Annotated in this window: 18 protein-coding genes; 13 read left to right on the top strand and 5 right to left on the bottom strand. The window is 53.6% G+C overall.

The genetic code is table 11. The features are described from left to right. Nucleotides 1-232: 232 nt before the first annotated feature. From tkt to E1162_RS04910, 9 genes are all read left to right on the top strand, one after another. Nucleotides 233-2,233, top strand: a complete 2,001-nt coding sequence (gene tkt, locus E1162_RS04950; RefSeq protein ID WP_155127702.1) for a transketolase — start codon at nt 233-235, stop codon at nt 2,231-2,233. 124 nt (nt 2,234-2,357) lie between these two features. Then, a complete protein-coding gene (gene gap, locus E1162_RS04945) occupies nt 2,358-3,365 on the top strand; it encodes a type I glyceraldehyde-3-phosphate dehydrogenase (RefSeq protein ID WP_155127699.1) in 1,008 nt (335 codons plus the stop codon). Nucleotides 3,366-3,546: 181 nt separating this feature from the next. Continuing rightward, on the top strand, nt 3,547-4,737 hold the full coding sequence (locus tag E1162_RS04940) for a phosphoglycerate kinase (protein ID WP_155127696.1): 1,191 nt from the start codon (nt 3,547-3,549) through the stop codon (nt 4,735-4,737). A gap of 166 nt (nt 4,738-4,903) precedes the next feature. Next, nucleotides 4,904-5,545: a thiamine phosphate synthase gene (locus tag E1162_RS04935; RefSeq protein ID WP_371311813.1), complete on the top strand. Its 642-nt coding sequence runs from the start codon at nt 4,904-4,906 to the stop codon at nt 5,543-5,545. A gap of 4 nt (nt 5,546-5,549) precedes the next feature. Next, nucleotides 5,550-6,641, top strand: coding sequence for a tetratricopeptide repeat protein (locus E1162_RS04930; protein WP_155127693.1), 1,092 nt, complete (start codon nt 5,550-5,552; stop codon nt 6,639-6,641). A 207-nt stretch (nt 6,642-6,848) separates the two neighbouring features. Next, entirely contained in the window at nt 6,849-7,412 is a 564-nt protein-coding gene (efp, locus tag E1162_RS04925) for an elongation factor P (RefSeq protein WP_155127690.1), read from the top strand. Nucleotides 7,413-7,525: 113 nt separating this feature from the next. Beyond that, nucleotides 7,526-8,320, top strand: a complete 795-nt coding sequence (locus E1162_RS04920) for an inositol monophosphatase family protein (RefSeq protein ID WP_155127687.1) — start codon at nt 7,526-7,528, stop codon at nt 8,318-8,320. Between the two features lie 138 nt (nt 8,321-8,458). Further along, nucleotides 8,459-9,466, top strand: coding sequence for a flagellar motor protein MotA (locus E1162_RS04915; protein ID WP_155127684.1), 1,008 nt, complete (start codon nt 8,459-8,461; stop codon nt 9,464-9,466). 3 nt (nt 9,467-9,469) lie between these two features. After that, entirely contained in the window at nt 9,470-10,504 is a 1,035-nt protein-coding gene (locus E1162_RS04910) for a peptidoglycan -binding protein (RefSeq protein WP_155127680.1), read from the top strand. A 71-nt stretch (nt 10,505-10,575) separates the two neighbouring features. On the opposite strand, the gene E1162_RS04905 is transcribed toward E1162_RS04910, so the two are convergent. Then, the gene (locus E1162_RS04905; RefSeq protein WP_155127676.1) at nt 10,576-11,289 is read right to left on the bottom strand and encodes a DUF1013 domain-containing protein; all 714 of its coding nucleotides are present in this window, start codon (nt 11,287-11,289) and stop codon (nt 10,576-10,578) included. 164 nt (nt 11,290-11,453) lie between these two features. Next, nucleotides 11,454-12,455, bottom strand: a complete 1,002-nt coding sequence (locus E1162_RS04900; protein WP_155127673.1) for an NAD(P)H-quinone oxidoreductase — start codon at nt 12,453-12,455, stop codon at nt 11,454-11,456. 129 nt (nt 12,456-12,584) lie between these two features. Between E1162_RS04900 and E1162_RS04895 the strand changes: the two genes are divergently transcribed. From E1162_RS04895 to E1162_RS04885, 3 genes are all read left to right on the top strand, one after another. After that, a complete protein-coding gene (locus E1162_RS04895) occupies nt 12,585-12,779 on the top strand; it encodes a DUF1192 domain-containing protein (RefSeq protein WP_155127670.1) in 195 nt (64 codons plus the stop codon). Between the two features lie 456 nt (nt 12,780-13,235). After that, nucleotides 13,236-13,763, top strand: a complete 528-nt coding sequence (gene rcdA / locus E1162_RS04890; protein WP_155127667.1) for a protease adaptor protein RcdA — start codon at nt 13,236-13,238, stop codon at nt 13,761-13,763. Nucleotides 13,764-13,863: 100 nt separating this feature from the next. Then, nucleotides 13,864-15,126: an FRG domain-containing protein gene (locus E1162_RS04885; protein ID WP_155127664.1), complete on the top strand. Its 1,263-nt coding sequence runs from the start codon at nt 13,864-13,866 to the stop codon at nt 15,124-15,126. A 58-nt stretch (nt 15,127-15,184) separates the two neighbouring features. Here E1162_RS04885 and rpmE read toward each other — a convergent pair whose 3' ends face one another. Next, nucleotides 15,185-15,409 (bottom strand): 50S ribosomal protein L31, encoded by a 225-nt coding sequence (gene rpmE, locus E1162_RS04880; RefSeq protein WP_155127661.1) that lies wholly within the window; start codon nt 15,407-15,409, stop codon nt 15,185-15,187. Nucleotides 15,410-15,667: 258 nt separating this feature from the next. Between rpmE and E1162_RS04875 the strand changes: the two genes are divergently transcribed. Continuing rightward, the gene (locus E1162_RS04875) at nt 15,668-17,461 is read left to right on the top strand and encodes an ABC transporter transmembrane domain-containing protein (RefSeq protein WP_155127658.1); all 1,794 of its coding nucleotides are present in this window, start codon (nt 15,668-15,670) and stop codon (nt 17,459-17,461) included. Here the strand turns inward: E1162_RS04875 and E1162_RS04870 are convergent. Both E1162_RS04870 and E1162_RS04865 read right to left on the bottom strand, forming a co-directional pair. Further along, nucleotides 17,458-18,249 (bottom strand): SDR family NAD(P)-dependent oxidoreductase, encoded by a 792-nt coding sequence (locus E1162_RS04870; RefSeq protein WP_371311812.1) that lies wholly within the window; start codon nt 18,247-18,249, stop codon nt 17,458-17,460. The genes E1162_RS04875 and E1162_RS04870 overlap by 4 nt on opposite strands. 170 nt (nt 18,250-18,419) lie before the next feature. After that, nucleotides 18,420-20,333 (bottom strand): propionyl-CoA synthetase, encoded by a 1,914-nt coding sequence (locus E1162_RS04865; RefSeq protein ID WP_155127655.1) that lies wholly within the window; start codon nt 20,331-20,333, stop codon nt 18,420-18,422. Between the last annotated feature and the right edge of the window lie 205 nt (nt 20,334-20,538).

The raw sequence follows: 20,538 nt of genomic DNA, 5'->3' as shown, positions 1-20,538 counted from the left end.
GAAACAAACTCACAAAAATGAACACATATTAGGCAAATGAACACTTTCTAGGGCTCCACATACGCGTGTTTGATTGACACATTTGTTCGACCTGCTATGTCTCCCCATCATATAACTTCAGCGGTGGAATCCTGACTTCCAAGTCTGGGGCAAAGACGACAGGTCCACAGCCGGTACTATGAGTATTGATAAGGTTCACGGTAGCCCAGCCGGAGCAAGCAACGGGAAGAAAATGACCGATCTGGGAAAACATAATCGGATGGCCAACGCAATCCGTTTCCTCTCGATAGACGCAGTAGAAAAGGCAAATTCGGGTCACCCTGGTCTGCCTATGGGTGCAGCTGATATTGCGACCGTTCTTTTCTCTAAATATCTGAAGTTCGACCCACAAGTTCCAAACTGGCCTGACCGTGACCGCTTCGTGCTGTCTGCGGGCCATGGTTCTATGCTTCTATACTCTGTACTTCACCTGTTGGGTTATGAAGATTTCCCGCTTGAAGAAATCAAGAATTTCCGCCAGCTTGGTCATCGCACTTGCGGCCACCCAGAATACGGGCATGGCGCAGGCATTGAAACGACCACCGGACCACTCGGTCAGGGCCTTGCAAACGCTGTAGGTATGGCAATGGCCGAACGCCTTCAGGCAGACCGTTTCGGCGCTGAGCTGGTTGGCCACTACACCTACGTACTGGCTGGCGACGGCTGCCTTATGGAAGGCATCTCCCAAGAAGCGATTTCCCTTGCAGGACACTTGAAGCTGAACAAGCTTATCGTTTTCTGGGATGACAACAACATCACCATCGACGGTGCCGTTTCTCTGGCAGACAGCACCAACCAGATCATGCGCTTTGAAGCATCCGGCTGGAACACCATCTCCATCGATGGTCACGATCCAGAAGCTATTGCAAACGCAATTGAAGCAGCGCAGGCAAGCGATAAGCCAACCCTGATCGCAGCAAAAACCACCATCGGCTTCGGCTCTCCGAAGAAAGCTGGTACCAACAAGGTACATGGCTCTCCACTCGGCGCAGAAGAAATTGCTGCAACGCGCGAAGCACTTGGCTGGGAATACGAGCCATTTGAAGTACCAAGCGACGCGCTCGATGCATGGCGCATTGCTGGCCTTCGCTCAACTAAAGCCCGTCAGGAATGGGAACAGCGCCTGAAAGACGCTGATGCAACCCTTCGCGCAGAGTTCGAGCGCCGTAACCGTGGCGACCTGCCTGCTGGCTTTGAAGAAGCAGTCCAGAACTACAAAAAAGAACTGGCGGAAACACAGCCTACCATGGCAACCCGTAAAGCTTCCGAAGCTGTACTGGGTGTGGTGAATGCTGTTATTCCGGAAACCATTGGCGGCTCTGCCGACCTTACCGGTTCCAACAACACCAAGACCGCTCAGACCGCGCCGATCACGCCGACCGACTTCTCCGGTCGTTATGTTCATTGGGGTATCCGTGAGCATGGCATGGCAGCGGCGATGAACGGCATGGCGCTACATGGCGGCCTGATCCCTTACTCCGGCGGCTTCCTAATTTTCTCCGACTACTGCCGCCCATCCCTTCGCCTTGCAGCTCTGATGAAGCAGCGCGTCATTCACGTAATGACCCACGACTCCATTGGCCTTGGCGAAGATGGCCCGACCCACCAGCCTGTCGAACACTTCGCGGCGCTGCGCGCAATTCCAGATCTCTTCTTCTTCCGTCCGGCAGATATCACAGAGACCCTCGAATGCTGGCAGATTGCACTTGAGTCCGGCTCAACACCGAGTATTCTTGCGCTGACCCGACAGAACCTGCCATCTTTGCGCAAGAGCTACGAAGAAGAAAACCGTTGTCGCAAGGGTGCCTATGTAATCTCGGATTGTCAGGGCGATGCAGCTGTGACTATCTTTGCGACAGGTTCTGAAGTCGAGATCGCCGTTGATGCGCAAACCCAGCTTCAGGCGAAAGGTATCGAGGCCCGTGTGGTTTCCGTCCCTAGCTTCGAGCTGTTTGAGCAGCAAAGTGACGCATACAAGCAGTCTATCATTGGTGATAGTCCTGTAAAAATTGCGATTGAAGCAGGCATCCGTCAGGGATGGGACCGCTTCATCGGCGCTCAGGGGTGCTTTATCGGCATGACCGGTTTTGGCGCCTCTGGACCTTACAAAGAGCTTTACGAGCATTTCGGTATCACTGCAGCAGCAGTGGTACAGGAAGCCGAAACCCGTCTAGGCGACCAAGAAGACGCCTAGGCAATCATTGGGTGCCCGGTTCCCAAGGTCGGGCACTCCACCACACCGCAGGACGGCTGGCAACGTTGCCAGCAAAGACCTAATAAAATCGCGTCGCAAAGGCGCTGAAATGAAAGAGGTTAAAATGGCAGTTAAAGTAGCCATTAACGGCTTTGGCCGCATCGGACGTAACGTACTCCGCGCAATCATCGAATCTGGCCGCACCGACATCGAAGTCGTAGCCATCAACGACCTCGGCCCAGTAGAAATGAACGCACACCTGCTGCGCTTCGACTCCGTACACGGCCGCTTCCCAGCTGAAGTTAAAGTAGACGGCGACACCATCGACGTAGGTCGTGGCCCAATCAAGGTAACCGCTATCCGTGATCCTAAGGAACTGCCTTGGGGTGAAATGGGTATCGACGTTGCAATGGAATGCACCGGCATCTTCACTGCACGCGAAAAAGCTGCGATGCACCTTGAAGCAGGCGCAAAGCGCGTTCTGGTTTCCGCTCCAGCTGCTGGCGCAGACAAAACCATCGTATACGGTGTAAACCACGACACCCTTACTGCTGAAGACCTCGTTGTTTCCAACGCATCTTGCACCACCAACTGTCTGTCTCCTGTAGCGGCAGTTCTGGAAAAGACTGTTGGCATCGAAAAAGGCTTCATGACCACCATTCACTCCTACACTGGTGATCAGCCTACCCTCGACACCATGCACAGCGACATGTACCGCGCACGCGCTGCAGCTCTGTCCATGATCCCAACTTCTACCGGTGCTGCTAAAGCTGTTGGTCTGGTTCTTCCTGAACTGGCAGGCAAGCTGGACGGCGTTGCAATCCGCGTTCCTACCCCGAACGTTTCCGTAGTAGACCTGACTTTCATCGCTAAGCGTGACACCTCCGTTGAAGAAATCAACGCAGCAATCAAAGCTGCTGCTGATGGCGAAATGAAGGGCGTTCTGGGCTACACCGAAGTTGCAAACGTTTCTTCCGACTTCAACCACGACAGCCACTCTTCCATCTTCCACATGGACCAGACCAAGGTCATGGAAGGCAAAATGGTTCGCATCCTTTCTTGGTACGACAACGAGTGGGGCTTCTCCAACCGCATGGCAGACACTGCTGTAGCGATGGCAAAGCTCATCTAATTTTAAAGGGGGCCACTTGTTTCAAGTGGCCCTTTTTACGCTTGTTTGGCGCCTTGCCAATGAACAAGATCTGGCCTGCATTTTTGGCGGTCAGGCAAAAAAGCGCAAAGGTGCCTGTTACATGGCGGGCAATCCGCCCTAGGCTTCTACCACCACATTATTTCGAGTCTGGAGACAACCTATGTCTTTCAAAACACTCAGCGATGCCGACCTGTCCGGTAAGCGCGTTCTCGTTCGTGTTGACCTCAACGTTCCTATGAAAGACGGCAAAGTGACCGATGCAACCCGCATCGAGCGCGTTCTGCCAACCATCAAGGAAATCTCCGAAGCTGGCGGTAAGGTTATCCTTCTGGCTCACTTCGGCCGTCCGAAGGGCGAAGTTGTAGCAGAGATGAGCCTTGCTCCTGTTGCTCCAGCTGTTGCTGAACTGCTCGGCAAACCAGTTGCTTTCGCAAACGACTGCATTGGCGATGTTGCAAAAGCTGCTGTTGATGCAATGGCTGACGGCGACGTTCTTCTTCTGGAAAACACCCGCTTCTACAAAGGCGAAGAAAAGAACGATCCTGAGTTCGCAGCTGCTCTTGCTGCAAACGGCGACATCTATGTAAACGATGCGTTCTCCGCAGCACACCGCGCACATGGTTCTACCGAAGGTATCGCAAAGCTTCTGCCTTCCTACGCTGGCCGCACTATGCAGGCTGAGCTGGAAGCTCTGGGTTCTGCACTGGGTACTCCAGTACGTCCGGTTCTGGCAGTTGTTGGCGGCGCTAAGGTTTCCTCCAAGATCGACCTGCTCGAAAACCTCGTGTCTAAAGTAGACATTCTGGTTATCGGCGGCGGCATGGCAAACACCTTCCTCGCAGCTAAAGGCGTGAACGTAGGTAAGTCGCTGTGCGAACACGACCTTAAGGAAACTGCACTGCGCATCATGGCAGCTGCTGAAAAAGCTGGCTGTGAAATCGTTCTGCCTGCAGACGCAGTTGTTGCATGGGAATTTGCAGCAAACGCTAAGAACGAAACCGTTGCTCTGGACGCAATTCCTGCGGACGCAATGATGCTCGACGTTGGCCCAGCATCCATCGAAGTTGTTAAGCAGAAGATCGACGCTGCTAAGACCCTCGTATGGAACGGCCCATTCGGCGCATTCGAAATCGCTCCATTCGACAAAGCAACCGTTGCGGCTGCTCAGTACGCTGCTGAAAAAACCAAAGCTGGCGAACTGAAGACCGTAGCAGGCGGTGGTGACACCGTTGCAGCTCTCAACCACGCTGGCGCAGCTGACGACTTCTCTTACGTTTCCACCGCTGGTGGCGCGTTCCTTGAGTGGCTCGAAGGCAAAGAACTGCCAGGCGTTGTTGCTCTGGAAGCTTAATCCAAGTTTATCAACATACGTTGATATTTTGAAAAGAGGGGCCGACGGCCCCTCTTTTTGCCTTTATTGGCTTGAACTAGTAAGCACACTAGGATTAGGACAAACGGGCCGTAGCCCAATTGGCCCGACGATCCTTGAAACAAACGACGGAATGTGGAGATAACCAGTGCACCCGCGTCTTTTTCTCATCACCCCTTCCAGCCTTGAGCTGGAAACTTTCGAGGCACAGCTCGAAGACGCTCTGTCTGGCGGCGATGTTGCATCCCTCCTGATTTCCGTTCCTGAAGTGACAGAGCCGGAACTACAAAAGATCGCAAAATCGCTCGTGCCGCTGGCACACAAGCATGATGTGGCGGTTCTGATCGAAAACAACACGCAGATTGCAGGCCGTTCTGGCGCGGATGGTGTTCATGTCACCGGCAGCGACGCGGTTCTGGAAGAAGTAATGGACAGCTTCCAAGGCGACAAGATCATCGGCCACTCCGGTGTTAAATCCCGCCACGAAGCAATGACTGTCGCTTCCATGGGCGTGGATTACATCATGTTCGGTCTGCTCGACCTTAAGCCTAAGGCAGAAGCAAGCCGCAAAACCATTGATTACAGCACTTGGTGGGCAGAGGTCTTCGAAACCCCATGTGTTGCTCTATCCGGCAGCTCCATGCAGTCCGTAGAAGATTGCGCAGCGACCAACGCTGAGTTCGTTGCAGTGCGCGATATCATCTGGCAGCATTCAGAAGGTCCTAAGGCGGCAATCGCTGAAGTCAACGCGATCCTGTCCCGCTACGACCTGCCAGAAGCAGAGGACTAATAGTTTGCGCAGCTCTTTCTCCAACCTCCTCTCCTCAACGGTTCTTGCCATTGCATTGGGCACTCTTCCTTTGCAAGCGGCAGGCACGTCCTCAACAGACACAGCCGATAAAAAGGAACTCACAGGAGAACTGAAGCAAAGAAAGGCTGCGGAAGACATGCTAAAGCGGTTGGGCAACACCACGTCCCAACTGCTCACTCCGTCCATTCTCGTTCCCCCACCAATGCAAGGGGTGGCGAGTGCAGAAAGCGGCGCACCGCGCAGCAAAGCGGAGCTGGCTTATGGCGCATTCCAGCGTGGCTGGTATCTAACTGCTCTGGATCTGGCAACTTCTGCCATCGAAAACGGCGAAATTCCTGCAGCAACGCTCATCGGTGTTCTGTATGAGACCGGTAGCGGCGTACCTCTCGACACCGAGAAAGCAGCCAAGTGGTATGAAACTGCCGCCTCCGCAGGCGATAGCAGAGCATCCCTTCGCCTTGGCCTGATGCTTCTTACCGGCAACGGTGTCAAAGAAGACCGTCACGCTGCAGCAGAACAGTTCAAGCTAGCGGCCAAAGACGGAATCGCGGAAGCATTGATCAATCTGGCTCTCCTTTATCAGGAGGGCGAAGTTCTGCCGCGCAATATGAAGAAGGCTGCCGATCTGCTGGAACAAGCAGCAGATCAGGGCGATGTCAGCGCAATGCATTCCCTTGGCCAGCTTCTTCTGGATGAAGCCGAAGAAACCCATGACGAGATGCGCGGCGCATTCTGGCTTGGACGCGCAGCAAGGCGCGGCAACGTTGCTGCGCAAGTAGAATATGCAATCCTTCTTTTCCAAGGTGAAGGCGTTGTCCCAAACCAGAAAGAAGCAGCGGACTGGTTTGAAAAAGCGGCATATTCAGGCAACCCTGTGGCTATGAATCGCCTTGCCCGCATCTATGCCTATGGCCGTGGAAGAGGTCAAAATATCGTTCTTGCAGCCGTCTGGCAGCATTTGGCAAACAAACAGGGCTTGTTTGATAGCGAAATTGACGATATGACCGCCTCCCTATCTCTGGAACAGCAAGAACAGGTGGCCGAAAAGGTCGCTCGTTTGAAATCAAAACTCTAAAATGATCGCATTTGGGAGTTCTGATTAAGCAGAGCTTCTCCAAAGAAACGCAATTTGACAGCGGGATGGCGCCGACCGCATCACTTTTTTCTTGAATCCGGCGCTGATTTGTGGTGCACAAGCCCCACGCCGGTGTTGCTGCTGATCCGCTCGGAAGCCAAGCGCGACCCGCAAGAATTCCATAATATTAAGACTGATCGGTATCAAATGAAACTCAACGGCAACGAGATCAAGCCAGGCAACGTTCTTAAGCATCAGGACACGCTTTGGGCAGTAGTGAAAGTTCAGCACGTTAAGCCTGGTAAGGGTGGTGCGTTTGCTCAGGTTGAAATGAAAAACCTCATGGATGGCCGTAAGCTCAACGAGCGCTTCCGCGCAACGGAATCCGTTGAGCGCGTTCGTCTTGAGCAGAAGGACTTCCAGTTCCTTTATGAAGAAGGCGAAATGCTGGTATTCATGGACACTGAAACCTACGAGCAGCTTGAACTGCTGAAAGACTTCGTTGGCGAGCGTGCAGCGTTCCTTCAGGACGGCATGATGGTCACCGTAGAACTGCACGAAGAAAAGCCAATCGGCATCTCCCTGCCACAGCACGTCACTCTCGAAATCCGTGAAGCTGACGCTGTTGTTAAAGGCCAGACCCAGTCTTCTTCCTACAAGCCAGCTATCCTTGAAAACGGCGTTCGCTGCCTTGTACCTCCGTTCATTTCTTCCGGCGAGCGTATCATCGTAGATACCGAAACGGTTGAATACGTTAAGCGCGCTGACTAAGGCACGCTCCTGAAAAGCGAGAGCGCTTTTCGGCTTAAGATTTAAGAACAATATTCAGGCGCGAAGCTGGACCCACCCGGCATCGCGCCTCTAACAAACCCCGGTGAAAGAATATGGCACGTTCGGCCCTACTCAACGTTATGGTTCAGGCCGCTACAAAGGCTGGTCGCTCCCTCGCTCGTGATTTCGGTGAGGTAGAATCGCTTCAGGTTGCGCGCAAAGGCCCGGGCGACTTCGTTTCCCAGGCAGATCACCGCGCAGAAAAAATCATCCGCGAAGAACTGCAGAAAGCACGCCCGTCCTACGGTCTTCTGATGGAAGAAGGCGGCGAGATCGAAAGCAAAGATGGTCAGCACCGCTGGATCGTTGATCCGCTGGATGGCACAACCAACTTCCTGCACGGTATTCCGATCTTCTGCGTTTCCATTGCTCTTGAACGCAATGGCCAGATCGTAGCCTCTGTAATCTACAATCCGATCATGGACGAGCTGTACACCGCAGAACGCGGCAACGGTTCCTTCTGCAATGACCGCCGCATCCGCGTTGCAGGCCGTAAAGACATGACCGACTGCCTCATCGGTACCGGCATTCCTTTCATCGGCGTTGGCAACCATGGCCGCTCCCTGAAAGAAATTCGCTACGTCATGGGCGAAGTGGCTGGTATCCGTCGTTGTGGTTCCGCTGCCCTTGATCTGGCTTGGGTTGCAGCTGGTCGTCTGGATGCATTCTGGGAAAACGGTCTCAAGCCATGGGACATGGCAGCAGGCGTTCTGTTGATTCGTGAAGCTGGTGGTTTCGTCTCTGACGAAAACGGTAAGGACCAAATGTTCGATACCCAGACCATTATTGCAGGTAACGAACACACGCACCTTCAGCTGCGCGAGTTCCTAGCAAAAGCCAAGAATTAGTAGAAATAACACTGGTTTTTCTTCGAGGTGAACCGGTGTTTTTCAACTCTTTAAGCGCTTCCAGTGATTTCCGGTTTCCCAAAAACCGGAAATCACGTTATCTAAAGGGAACCTTAACGAGTTAATACATTCGGGCTCATGGCACGCGATTACGATCCTTACAGTCTGTCCAGCCCACAGATCTATCTGTGGCGCATGATCATCTTTCTGGTACTGGCAGGCTTTATTGCCTTTGTCCTAATCAGCCAGATCTCCGCAGCCTTTATGGCAAACCCTGCTCTCAACGGTCTCATTTTCGGTGTTGGCCTGCTGGGTATCTTCCTTAGCTTCCGTCAAGTTTTGCGCATTATGCCCGAGGTTTCTTGGGTAAACGGCTTCCGCCTCGGCGATCCACGCCTTGAAGTGCGCCGCCCTCCAGTGCTGCTTGCGCCAATGGCCACGCTGCTCGGCAACAAGTCGGGCGACATGACCATCTCCGCAACGACCATGCGCTCGCTGCTGGAATCGATTGGCACGCGCCTTGACGAGTCTCGCGAAATTTCTCGCTATCTGACACGCCTTCTGGTGTTCCTCGGCCTTGTTGGTACCTTCTGGGGCCTGATGCAAACCGTGAGCGCAGTGGCCGAGACCGTGGCAACCTTGAACGTTGGCGGCGGCGATGCAACCGTGCTGTTTGAAGACCTCGTCGCAGGTATCACTGCACAGATGTCCGGCCTTGGCATTGCGTTTTCATCATCCCTTCTCGGTTTGACTGGTTCTCTCGTCCTTGGCTTCCTTGATCTTCAGGCAGGTCAGGCACAAAACCGCTTCTATCAGGAACTGGAAGACTGGCTCTCCACCGTAACCGACCTTGAGCCGGACGAGTTTGGCGCCACCGGCACCAACACCAGCTCCGCTGATCTGCGCTATGCTATCGAACGTCTTCGCAAGACAATCGAGGAAAATAAAGGCGCGGACACAGCTTCCAACTCCAGCGCGGCAATGACCAACCTTGCTGAGGGCATTCAAGGCCTAGTCCAGCACGTACGTTCCGAACAGAAGATGATGCGTGAATGGGCCGAAGCACAAAGCATGCAGCAGCGCCGCATCGAGCGTTTCCTGAAAGTCCTTGCTGAGGGCATGGAACGCGAGAAGGAAAAGGACTAATCCATGGCGGCAACGCGTGGTAGACGTGGAGAGCGCAGCTCAGAAGATTACTGGCCGGGGTTTGTGGACGCCATGTCCGCCCTCCTGCTCGTCTTCATCTTCCTGCTCTCCATCTTCATGATCGCCCAGTTCTTCCTGAGCCAGCAGCTTTCCGGTAGAGACACTGTTCTTAACCGCCTGAACCAGCAGATAGCGGAGCTCACCGAGCTTCTAGCTCTTGAGAAGGCATCCGTTGGCGACTTGGAAGCAACAATTTCCTCGCTGCAGTTCGGTCTTGATGCTGTGACGGATGAGCGCGACCAGCTTCAAGCTTTGCTCTCGGCCAGCTCCGGCCAGATCGACAAGGCAGGCGGTCAGCTTGCAACTCTTCAGGATGAGCTTGCACAGGAACAGCAGATCAGCTCCCGCGCTTTGGCGCAGGTCGAACTGCTCAACCAGCAGCTCTCGGCACTACGCCGTCAGATTGCATCGCTAGAAGCCGCTCTAGAGGCCTCTGAGGACCGCGACAGGGAAAGCCAGACCAAGATTGCCGATCTGGGAAAACGCCTCAACGTGGCCCTTGCACAGCGCGTACAAGAGCTATCTCGCTACCGCTCGGACTTCTTCGGCAGACTGCGTGAAATCCTTGCTCAACGCTCTGATATAGAAGTTGTCGGTGACCGCTTCGTTTTCCAGTCGGAAGTTCTGTTCTCGACCGGCGACGATCAGGTGAACCCGCAAGGCCGCGCGCAGCTCAACATTCTTGCTGATGCAATCAAAGAATTGCAGGGGCAGATTCCAGAGGAGATCGACTGGGTGCTGCGCGTGGATGGTCATACCGACGCTCGCCCGCTATCCGGCACTGGCCGCCTTCGCAATAACTGGGAGCTTTCCGCAGCGCGCGCGATTTCTGTTGTCAGCTACTTGATCGATCAGGGTGTGCCGCCAAAGCGCCTCGTTGCCGCAGGCTTTGGTGAATACCAACCACTGGCGCAAGGCGAGAACGATGAAGCTTACGCCAAAAACCGCCGTATCGAGCTAAAGCTCACACAGCGATAATAGGGCACCAAGAACGAAAAAACCCGGCCATTGAGCCGGGTTTTTTATTGTAACGATCAGAGATGACGCTCTTAGTATTCGTCGTCTTCGTCCTTGGTAACAGTGCGGCCTTTGAGGCTCGCAAACACTGCATCCGGATCGTACTGTTCTTCTTCCACCTTCGGTGCTGGCTTGCCAAATGCAGCAGCAAGAGCATCTTCGCTGGTGGTTTCGTCCATGGACAGAAGGGTTTCTGGCTGCTCTTTGAGCACCTTCTGAGGAGCGTTGCGAGCGCCCTTTTCAACTTCGATGTCCAGCTCAATCTGCGAACACAGGCCCAAAGTAACAGGATCCATTGGGGTCAGGTTTGCAGAGTTCCAGTGTGTACGCTCGCGGATCGCTTCAATTGTCGGCTTGGTAGTGCCAACAAGACGCATGATCTGCGCATCAGCCAGTTCTGGGTGATGACGAACAAGCCAAAGAATTGCGTTTGGACGGTCCTGACGACGGGAAACCGGCGTATAACGCGGACCCTTACGCTTGGACTCAGGAACCTTCACTTTAGATTCCTGTACCTTCATCTGGTAGGAAGGATTGTTCTGGGCTTTTTCAATCTCTTCACGGTTCAACTGACCAGTCAGAACCGGATCAAGACCTTTAATACCCTGAGCAGCCTCACCGTCAGCAATGGCTTTCACTTCAAGCGGATGCAGTTTGCAGAAGGCCGCAATCTGGTCAAAGCTCAGCGCTGTGTTGTCTACAAGCCAAACAGCAGTCGCTTTCGGCATAAGTGGCGCATTCGCCATGGTATAATCCTCCTGTTTGCTTCCACGCCCAATCAAGGGAGTAAAAGCCGAAATTCCAATGAGATTTCGGGGAACTTTCCGGCAATATACGCTTTCGATGCTCGGAAAGCAATTCCTATTGCTAAGATTCAAAGCACTCTGAAAACAGCTAGGACGCCCGTTACTTACCGCAGTTTCAGGATGATTTTTCCGACATGATTAGAGCTTTCCATAAGGGTATGAGCGGCGGCAGCTTCCTCCAGTGGGAACACCTGATCGACTAGCACTTTGATGCGCCCCTGCTCAAAGAGCGGCCATACTTTTTCCTGAAGCGACTTTGCAATCTCGCCCTTAAACTCGGCGGAGCGCGGGCGCAAAGTAGAGCCGGTATGGGTTAGGCGCTTCATCATCAGCCGCGCAAAGTTGACGTTCTGCGCAATACCGTTGAGCGTTGCTAGCTGGCCGATCCGCCCATCCATGGCAGCCGCCTTCCAGTTACGCTCCACATAGTCACCGCCCACCATGTCCAAGATGACGTCAACGCCCTTGCCGCCAGTCACCTCAAGGATGACATCTTCAAATACTGCCGTTCGGTAGTTGATTACATGGTCAGCGCCAAGGTCACGCACAGCAGTAGCCTTGTCATCTGAGCCCACCGTTGTGAAGACTTCTGCCCCAAAAGCTTTTGCGAGCTGGATCGCCGTTGTTCCAATACCGGAACTCCCCCCGTGAACTAGAAACTTCTCGCCTGCCTTCAGACCAAGCCGGTCGAACACATTGCTCCAAACGGTAAAGAAAGTCTCCGCAACGCCAGCCGCTTCTATCATTGAAAGGCCTTTGGGGATCGGTAGCGCATTGGATGCAGGGACAACGCAATACTCCGCGTATCCGCCGCCGGGCGCGAGTGCCAGCACTTCATCACCCACCTTGTGTTCGCTAACGCCAGCGCCAACAGCTGCAACAACACCAGCAACTTCCAGCCCCGGCAAGTCAGATGCATCCTTTGGCGCAGGGTATAAGCCTTTTCGCTGCATGACATCGGGGCGGTTTACACCGGCTGCATGCACTTCAATCACAATCTCACCTGCACCGGCAGTTGGTCGCACGCGCTCCTCGACCTTGAGAACCTCCGGCGCGCCCGCCTCGGAAATTGCCACCACGCGCATAAGCGCCCCATTCTCAGACATGCGATCCTCCCAACAGTGCACGAAACAACCCTAGTTGTACTTAATTGCGTTTGAGAGGATAATCCATTCTGGAACAAGCATAGAGAAATAATGCTTCGCTTTTAGTCGAGGAATGGAAGGAGAGCAGTGATGCCGCTTTTTGATGACGACGAACCAAAGCGCGCTCCTTTAGGAGAAATCTATGTGGGTCAATCGCTTGTAAGCATGTCCGTTGACGAACTGCGCGACCGTATCGCAGCACTCGAAGCAGAAATCAAACGCCACAAGACAGAACTCGACAACAAAAGCTCCGCATCATCCGCTGCAGAAAGTCTTTTCAAGTAAACACAACAGATAACTATTGTAATTATTACTCAATTTTATTTCATAGATTACTATATAGTTTCGATTTTTATTTTGTTATTTACGTTGCGTTAACCATTTTATTATAGAAAAGGCTTATCCAGTCATCTGGATGGAAACAGCGAGTTGCTGTTTCATTTTGACGCCTCCCTGTTATACCACTTTGAGCCGCTCTCCAGCGGCTCATTTTTTCTTCCCCCTCATCTCAATGCTCCATTCAGACGGAGGCGAACCAACCCGCCTCGATCCGCTGATTGTGAACTGGCACGCCGGTTGCGTTACTCACATTAGTTAAAACTCTAATGACCCAAATTGATACGACTAGGGAAAACTACAGTATAATTAGTCTAAAATTGGCTGTTTGGACTGTTCTAGACTGGGACTCAGCGTACAAATGGGAATTAGGGGCCGATGAACGCACTGACCGGGAGCTAAAAAATGAGCGACATAAAAAGACTGGCCAGAACGCCTACAGTTTCTTTCGCAGATCATCTGATCGGCTCGAACGGCTTCAACAACCTGTTCAATGAAGGCATGGCGCTGGTAGAAGAAACCGCAGCCTACCTTGATGGCGAAGGCCGCTCGATTTCCAGAGAACTAAGTCGCCCAGCTTCCCTCGCCTACGCAACAGAATCCATGCGTTTGACGACCCGCCTTATGCAGCTTGCCTCGTGGCTTCTTCTACAGCGTGCTGTAAATGAAGGCGAAATGACCGCAGAACAGGCAGCTTCAGAAAAGTTCAAGGTTCGTCTGGATCGTGAGAAAGGTCCCAATCCATCTGACGGTGAAGAAAAGCTACCAACGCCGATGCTTGAACTTGTTGCCCGCTCATTGCGCCTGCAAGAACGCGTAAAGCATATGGATAGCCTTCTGCATGACCAGCTGGAACGTCAACCAGTTATCGGGCGCAAGAACCCTGTAGCAGACCAAATGACTATGCTTTCCGCTGCTTTCGCAGCGGACTAGAAGCAACGCCAGAACCTCCGACATTTCGGGAGGCCACAACAACGGGATGCTCCACTAAACTTCGCTGGTGAAGTCTTAGGTAGGAACTGGGAGATCCCGTTTGAACGGCCTGACCTTGGAAGCATCCAGCACTTATACCGTTGATGAGCAAGCCGTCCTCATAGAATCCGTCTCTGACATTCTTGAGATCTTGCAACGACCCTACGATTACCTCTCGGATGTACTGGGACCTGATCCGGTTGCCCCAGTAGGATACACCGACGACCGTTTCCCTCGCCCGTTTTCTGCGGGCCTATGGTTCCGCGGTGATGGCGATGCAAACCAAACGGCAACGCCCTCCATTTTCCGCCAGTTCAAGCATGGCCAAAGCAGCCACTTGGAAGAAAACAACCTGACAGCTCAATACCTTAATTCAAGCAGGGACGGCAAACTCTCCTTGAGAATGCTGGAAGGTATGTTGAACGATGGCCTTCCAACGCGTCTTCTGGAATGGACGGGAAACATATTGGAAGCCACCGCAACGGCGATAGAAAGCTACATCACGCAAACGCAGATGTCTGATAACGGCACAGTGTCTTCGTCGCCCAAGGGTAGTAGCGATATGCCGGCAATCTACATCCTCAACGCTTACCGGCTGAATATGCAAACCTCTGCTGTGCTGACCCATGCAGAGTTGTTCGTGGAGGATGAGCTGGATGTCATCCTGCGCGTCACTCAGGCAATTAGCCTTTATACAGAAGACGTTATAGCAACTGCCCTGCGCGCGCCGGCCCTTCGCTTGGATCAGAAGTGCCTGCAGATGATAGAAGCGCTTGAAAGCACCGAAGGCCAACCGCCTCCGGATTTCCTTCGTAATCTTGCCGCGCCCATCGCTGTCTATTCCACTCAGGACCCGGCAGGAACGCTGTTCACCCTCCACGGCGGCAAACTCAAATACTTCGAGACCACTCGAAACCCTGAGCTAAAGAACCGGAATTTCGATAGAAACAAAAACAGCCGTATGCCTGGGCAATGGAACTTTCTGCCAGAGCCCATCGAGCTTTATCAACTCAACGAGCATATGCAGGCGACCCGTTTTTGCCAGTTCATGAAGAAGTTCCTGATCTCGCCCGACGCCGTACACCGCATCCGCACAGAGCTGGACAGGCTGGGCATAAGACCGCGAACGCAAGCGGGCACCCCTGCCCACAAACCACAGCCATGGCAGATTCGAGGATCAGAGAACTTTACGCTCACCCTACCGCGGCTAGAACGCCCATACGGCAGCAACCAGAGCGCTGAGCTCTACGATGAGCAGGATATGGAGCTGATACGAGAAATGCACGCCAGCGCCTCTGAAACACCGCAGACAAACGAGCAATAAAAAACCCCGCTGCAAGCAGCGGGGTTTTTCGAACGACTTCGTCGTGTCTTCGTGGCGATTATGCGCCGAGGAAGCCACCGAATTTGTTCTTGAACTTGGATACGCGACCATCGCGGTCCATCAGCTGACGGTCGCCGCCGGTCCAAGCTGGGTGAGAGCTTGGGTCGATGTCGAGGTTCAGCACGTCACCTGCGGAACCGTAGGTAGAACGAGTGGTGTATTCAGAGCCATCAACCATCTTTACAGTGATGGTGTGGTAGTCTGGATGGATATCCTGTTTCATAGCCAGTCCTTTCAGCGTCAGCCCCGCCTCCGCAAAACCGGTCAGGCTGGCTCAATCCGCAATTACTCAAGCAAAGCCGACCTCGTTCAAGGAGGCAGCTAAAATAGTGAGGGCGTCTATAACCTATAGCTCCCCGTGTTACAAGAGGTTTAAGCCATGTGTTTTAAGAGAATCGGCTTGCAAATTGTCTTTCGAGACTACAGTTCTCATAGGAGCACCGAAAGACACCCTTCCTGATTGATCGAGGTCGCCAAATACATGTCGCAGGCTGAACCGGTTAAGCCCCGTATATCCCTCAAGCCATTACTCGCACTTCTGCCATTTCTTATGCATTACAAAGGGCGAGTTTATGGCGCAATCGCTGCACTTGTTGCAGCTGCTGGCCTTACCCTAGTGCTACCTGTTGCCTTAAGGCAGATGATTGATCTGGGCTTTGACGCTGGAAGCGCTGCCGCAATCGACCAATATTTCCTCGTAATTATCCTCGTAGGCGGCGCACTCGCCGTAGCCAGCGCCAGCCGCTACTATCTGGTTATGTGGATCGGCGAGCGGGCTGTTGCAGAGTTGCGCTCGGCGGTCTTCCGCCACCTCACAGAGCTAAGCCCCTCGTTCTTCGATAAGACTCGCTCCGGAGAGATCATCTCTCGCCTGTCTGCCGACACCACGCTTATCAAGTCTGCCTTCGGCGCTAGTGCCTCCATTGCTATGCGACAGGTGCTTTTGCTCATCGGCGCTGCCGGTATGATGGTGGTCACCAGCCCAAAGCTCTCAGCTATCGTGCTGCTGGCGATTCCCTTGGTCGTCCTGCCGCTCATCGCGTTCGGCAGATCTGTCAGACAGCGCTCACGTACGGCGCAGGATTCGCTTGCTGATGCCCTCGCCTACGCCACAGAGGCCCTTGGCGCAGTGCGCACCCTGCAAGCCTTCACAGCAGAAAAGCAGGTCTCCGACCGGTTCGAAAACGATACACAGACCGCCTTTTCTGCGGCAATCTTCGCAACCCGTGCCCGTTCAATCCTCATCGCAACAATCATGCTGGTGGTTACCCTCAGCATTGTGTCGGTGCTGTGGATAGGCGCGCTTTCGGTCATCGACGGCACCATGTCCGGCGGTGAGCTAACACAGTTTCTCATCTACTCCATCATGGCCGCTGGCGGGGTTAGCTCCCTTGCACAGGTTTGGGGCGAGCTTTCACAGGCAGCGGGCGCGGCCGAGCGCCTATCCGAGCTACTGGCCATTGAGCCGGACATCGCCGAGCCAAGCACCCCGCAGCACTTTGCAGGTGCTGTAAGAGGTGCAATCGCTTTTGAAGGCGTGGGCTTCTCATATCCAACCTCTACATCCCTCAGCGTTCTGGAAAACATCAGCCTGCACATTCGCAATGGCGAGAATGTTGCAATCGTTGGCCCAAGCGGCGCGGGTAAATCAACCCTCTTCCAGCTATTGATGCGTTTCTATGACCCTTCTGAGGGCCGCATCACTTTGGACGGGAAAGACCTCACATCTCTGCCACTCCATGAACTGCGGGATCAGATCGCGTTGGTTCCGCAAGATACAGCTATCTTCGCTATGAGCGTTGCCGACAACATCGCCTACGGGTCGCCGCATGCCAGCCGCGAAGACGTAGAACGAGCAGGCAAACTTGCCCGTGCTGACGAGTTCATTGTCAAAATGGAAGAAGGCTACGACACCATTATTGGTGAGCGGGGCTTTACCCTTTCAGGCGGACAACGTCAGCGCATCGCCATTGCACGCGCCATTTTGAAAGACGCGCCGGTGCTGTTGCTTGATGAAGCCACAAGTGCGCTGGATGCCGAAAGTGAAACCCTTGTACAGACAGCCCTTGAAGAACTCATGAAGGGTAGAACGACACTCGTAATCGCTCATCGCCTTGCAACGGTGCTCAAAGCCGACAGAATTATTGTGATGGAAAACGGTGGCATTGTGGAATCAGGAACCCATGCGTCCCTGATCCAGAAGGGCGGGCTTTATGCAAAGCTTGCCCGAATGCAGTTCGATTCGGGCAATGCAGCAATGCAGAACTCTGATTAGTTGTCGTCGCCAGAGGTAACAATATAGTTCAACGGCAGACGGCCACCATCGGCATAAATCGTCTGTCCGGTAATGTAGCTTGCTTCGTCAGAGGCAAGGAATGCAGCAACGGCGGCGATTTCCTCTGCTTTGCCCAAGCGGCCCAGCGGCGTGCGAGAAAGCACAACATTCATCTTCTCGCTGCTATCGTTGATAGAGGCGAGCATCTCAGTATCGATAGAGCCTGGGCCAATGGCGTTTACGCGAATGCCGTATTTGGCCAGAGCCAACGAGGAAACGCGTGTCAGCTGGCTCAAACCACCTTTAGACACAGAGTAAGGCAACTGGTTCTCGATACCCAGAACCGCATTGATCGACGAGATATTGATAATACAGCCCGGCGCACCGCCTTCGTTAACCCGCTCAACCATGTTGCGGGCAACAACCTGCGTGCAAAGGAAAGGACCTTTGAGGTTAACACTCATAACCTCGTCAAACTCTTCCTCTTTGATCTCCAAGAAGTCACCGGCAATGGCAATGCCAGCGTTGTTGACCAGAATATCGACATCACCGAATGCATCGATGGTAGCGGCCACCATGTTGCGCACGCCCAAACGCTCTGCAACATTGCAATGAATATAGGAAACCTGACCAAGCTCGCTCAGTTCAGCTTCAACAGCTTCGCCAGCTTTTTCGTCAATATCAGCGAGCATTACTTTCGCGCCGGCTTCGACAAATCTCTTTGCAATCGCATAGCCTATGCCTTTGGCGGCACCTGTGACGATGGCAACTTTATTCTCAAGCGTCACGATAAGATAACTCCGTGTAAATCAGCAAAAACGGCGCAACCTTAGTCTTTTCCATTGGCGCTGTCGACGCCAAGGGTTGTCTATCGTGGACAAACCGCACCCAAAAGAACGTAGAAAGCCGGAAATCTCCGGCTTTCTCTAATCAAAATTACAGAAGAAATTTCATTGGGCTAAAGGGCTTTTGTCAGACCTTTCCCAGCGAGTTTTTCCTCAATCTCCTGCAAGATCACCGGATCATCAATGGTTGCGGGCATCTTGTAGGTAACGCCATCGGCTATAGAGCGCATAGTACCGCGCAGGATCTTGCCTGATCGCGTTTTTGGAAGTCTCTCAACCACAACAGCCAGCTTGAAGGCAGCTACTGGACCGATTTGCTGACGAACAAGGGTAATAAGCTCCTTCTCGACAACTTCCGGCTCTCGCTCCACTCCAGACTTCAGCACCACCATTCCGCAAGGCAACTGCCCCTTCAGCTTGTCCGTAATGCCAATCACCGCACACTCGGCAACATCTTGATGGCTGGCGAGCACCTCTTCCATGGCGCCTGTAGAGAGCCTGTGTCCGGCAACATTAATAATGTCGTCAGTACGAGCCATGATGAAGAGGTAGCCATCTTCATCAATCGTTCCTGCATCCGAGGTCTTGTAGTAACCGGGGAACTCGTTGAGATACGCCTCTTTAAAGCGTTCCTCGGCGTTCCACAGGGTCGGCAGACAGCCCGGAGGAAGAGGCAGCTTAACAACGATATTGCCAAGGGTATTCGCAGCAACAGGATGACCGGCATCATCGAGAACCTGCACATCATAGCCCGGCATAGGCACAGTGGAAGAACCAACCTTCACCGGTAGTTTGCCAAGGCCCAGCGGGTTTCCGGCAATGCACCATCCGGTCTCCGTCTGCCACCAATGGTCGATAACAGGAACACCCAGAATTTCCTCTGCCCACTCAAGCGTATCCGGATCGGCCCGCTCACCTGCCAAGAACAAGGAACGCAAGCTGCTCAGCGAGTATTTGGAAAGGAACTTGGCCTCTGGGTCTTCCTTCTTAATGGCACGGAAGGCGGTCGGCGCGGTGAACAGGCAAGAGACAGAGTGCTCGCTAATCACACGCCAGAAAGCACCAGCATCCGGCGTTCCCACCGGTTTACCTTCATAAAGCAGCGTTGTCGCTCCATGCAGCAAAGGCGCATATACAATGTAGGAGTGACCAACGACCCAGCCTACATCAGAGGCCGCCCAGAACACTTCACCCGGCTCTACACCGTATAGATGGCCCATGCTCCACTTGAGAGCCACCATGTGACCGCCGTTATCACGTACCACGCCTTTAGGCTGGCCAGTCGTGCCGGAGGTGTAGAGAATATAAAGGGGATCGGTGGCAGCAACAGGAACACACGGAGTAGTCAGCCCTTCGCGGAGAGCTTCTGTCATCATGTCGCCAAGGTCATAATCCCTTCCCGGCACCATGGAAGCAATGCACTGCTTGCGCTGAAGAATAAAACAAGCGTCCGGTTGGAAATCACAAAGCGCGATCGCTTCATCCAATAGCGGCTTGTATTCAACCACCCTCCCCGGCTCCAACCCGCAAGACGCAGCAACAACAAGCTTTGGCTTGGCATCTTCAATACGCGTTGCCAGTTCCTGTGCAGCAAATCCGCCAAAGACTACGGAATGGATAGCTCCGATACGCGCGCACGCTAGCATCGCCATAACGGCTTCCGGCACCATCGGCATATAAATGAGAACGCGGTCGCCCTTCGCTACGCCGTGACGCTCCATAAGCGCGGCCATGGCACTTACCTGATCCAGTAGCTCGGAATAGGTGTAGGTCTTCTTGGTGCCGGTGACAGGACTATCGTAAATAAGAGCAGGCTGACCGGGGCGGCCGCGCTCCACATGACGGTCTAGGCAATTGTAGCAAGTATTGGTGTGCGCCCCCACAAACCAGCGCCCATACGCCCCTCGGGACCCATCAAATACCTTTGACCATGGCTCCAGCCAATCAATCGCGCCCGCAGCAGTTTCCCAAAACTCCTCAGGGTTTGCCTTCCAGTCTTCATAGACTTCTTTGTAATGGCTTACCATTTGCGGTCCACCTCCCATGTCCACATATGCAGCCAGCGACCTCCAACCAGCTACCTCCGTTCCCCTAGAGTGGCCAGAGAGTGACGCTAAGGCAAGAGGCTAGACATTGGAAAATGGAATGAGTTCGGCTGTTCCTTTCCTTTGGGTCTTGAAGAAGTTGGCTACCCGTGACACAGAAGGGCACCACCCCAGATTATCTTGAGCG

Origin of the sequence: Pseudovibrio flavus (assembly GCF_009711345.1) — a bacterium.
Classification (GTDB): Bacteria; Pseudomonadota; Alphaproteobacteria; order Rhizobiales; family Stappiaceae; genus Pseudovibrio; species Pseudovibrio flavus.
This window is presented reverse-complemented; position numbering and strand designations above follow the sequence as displayed.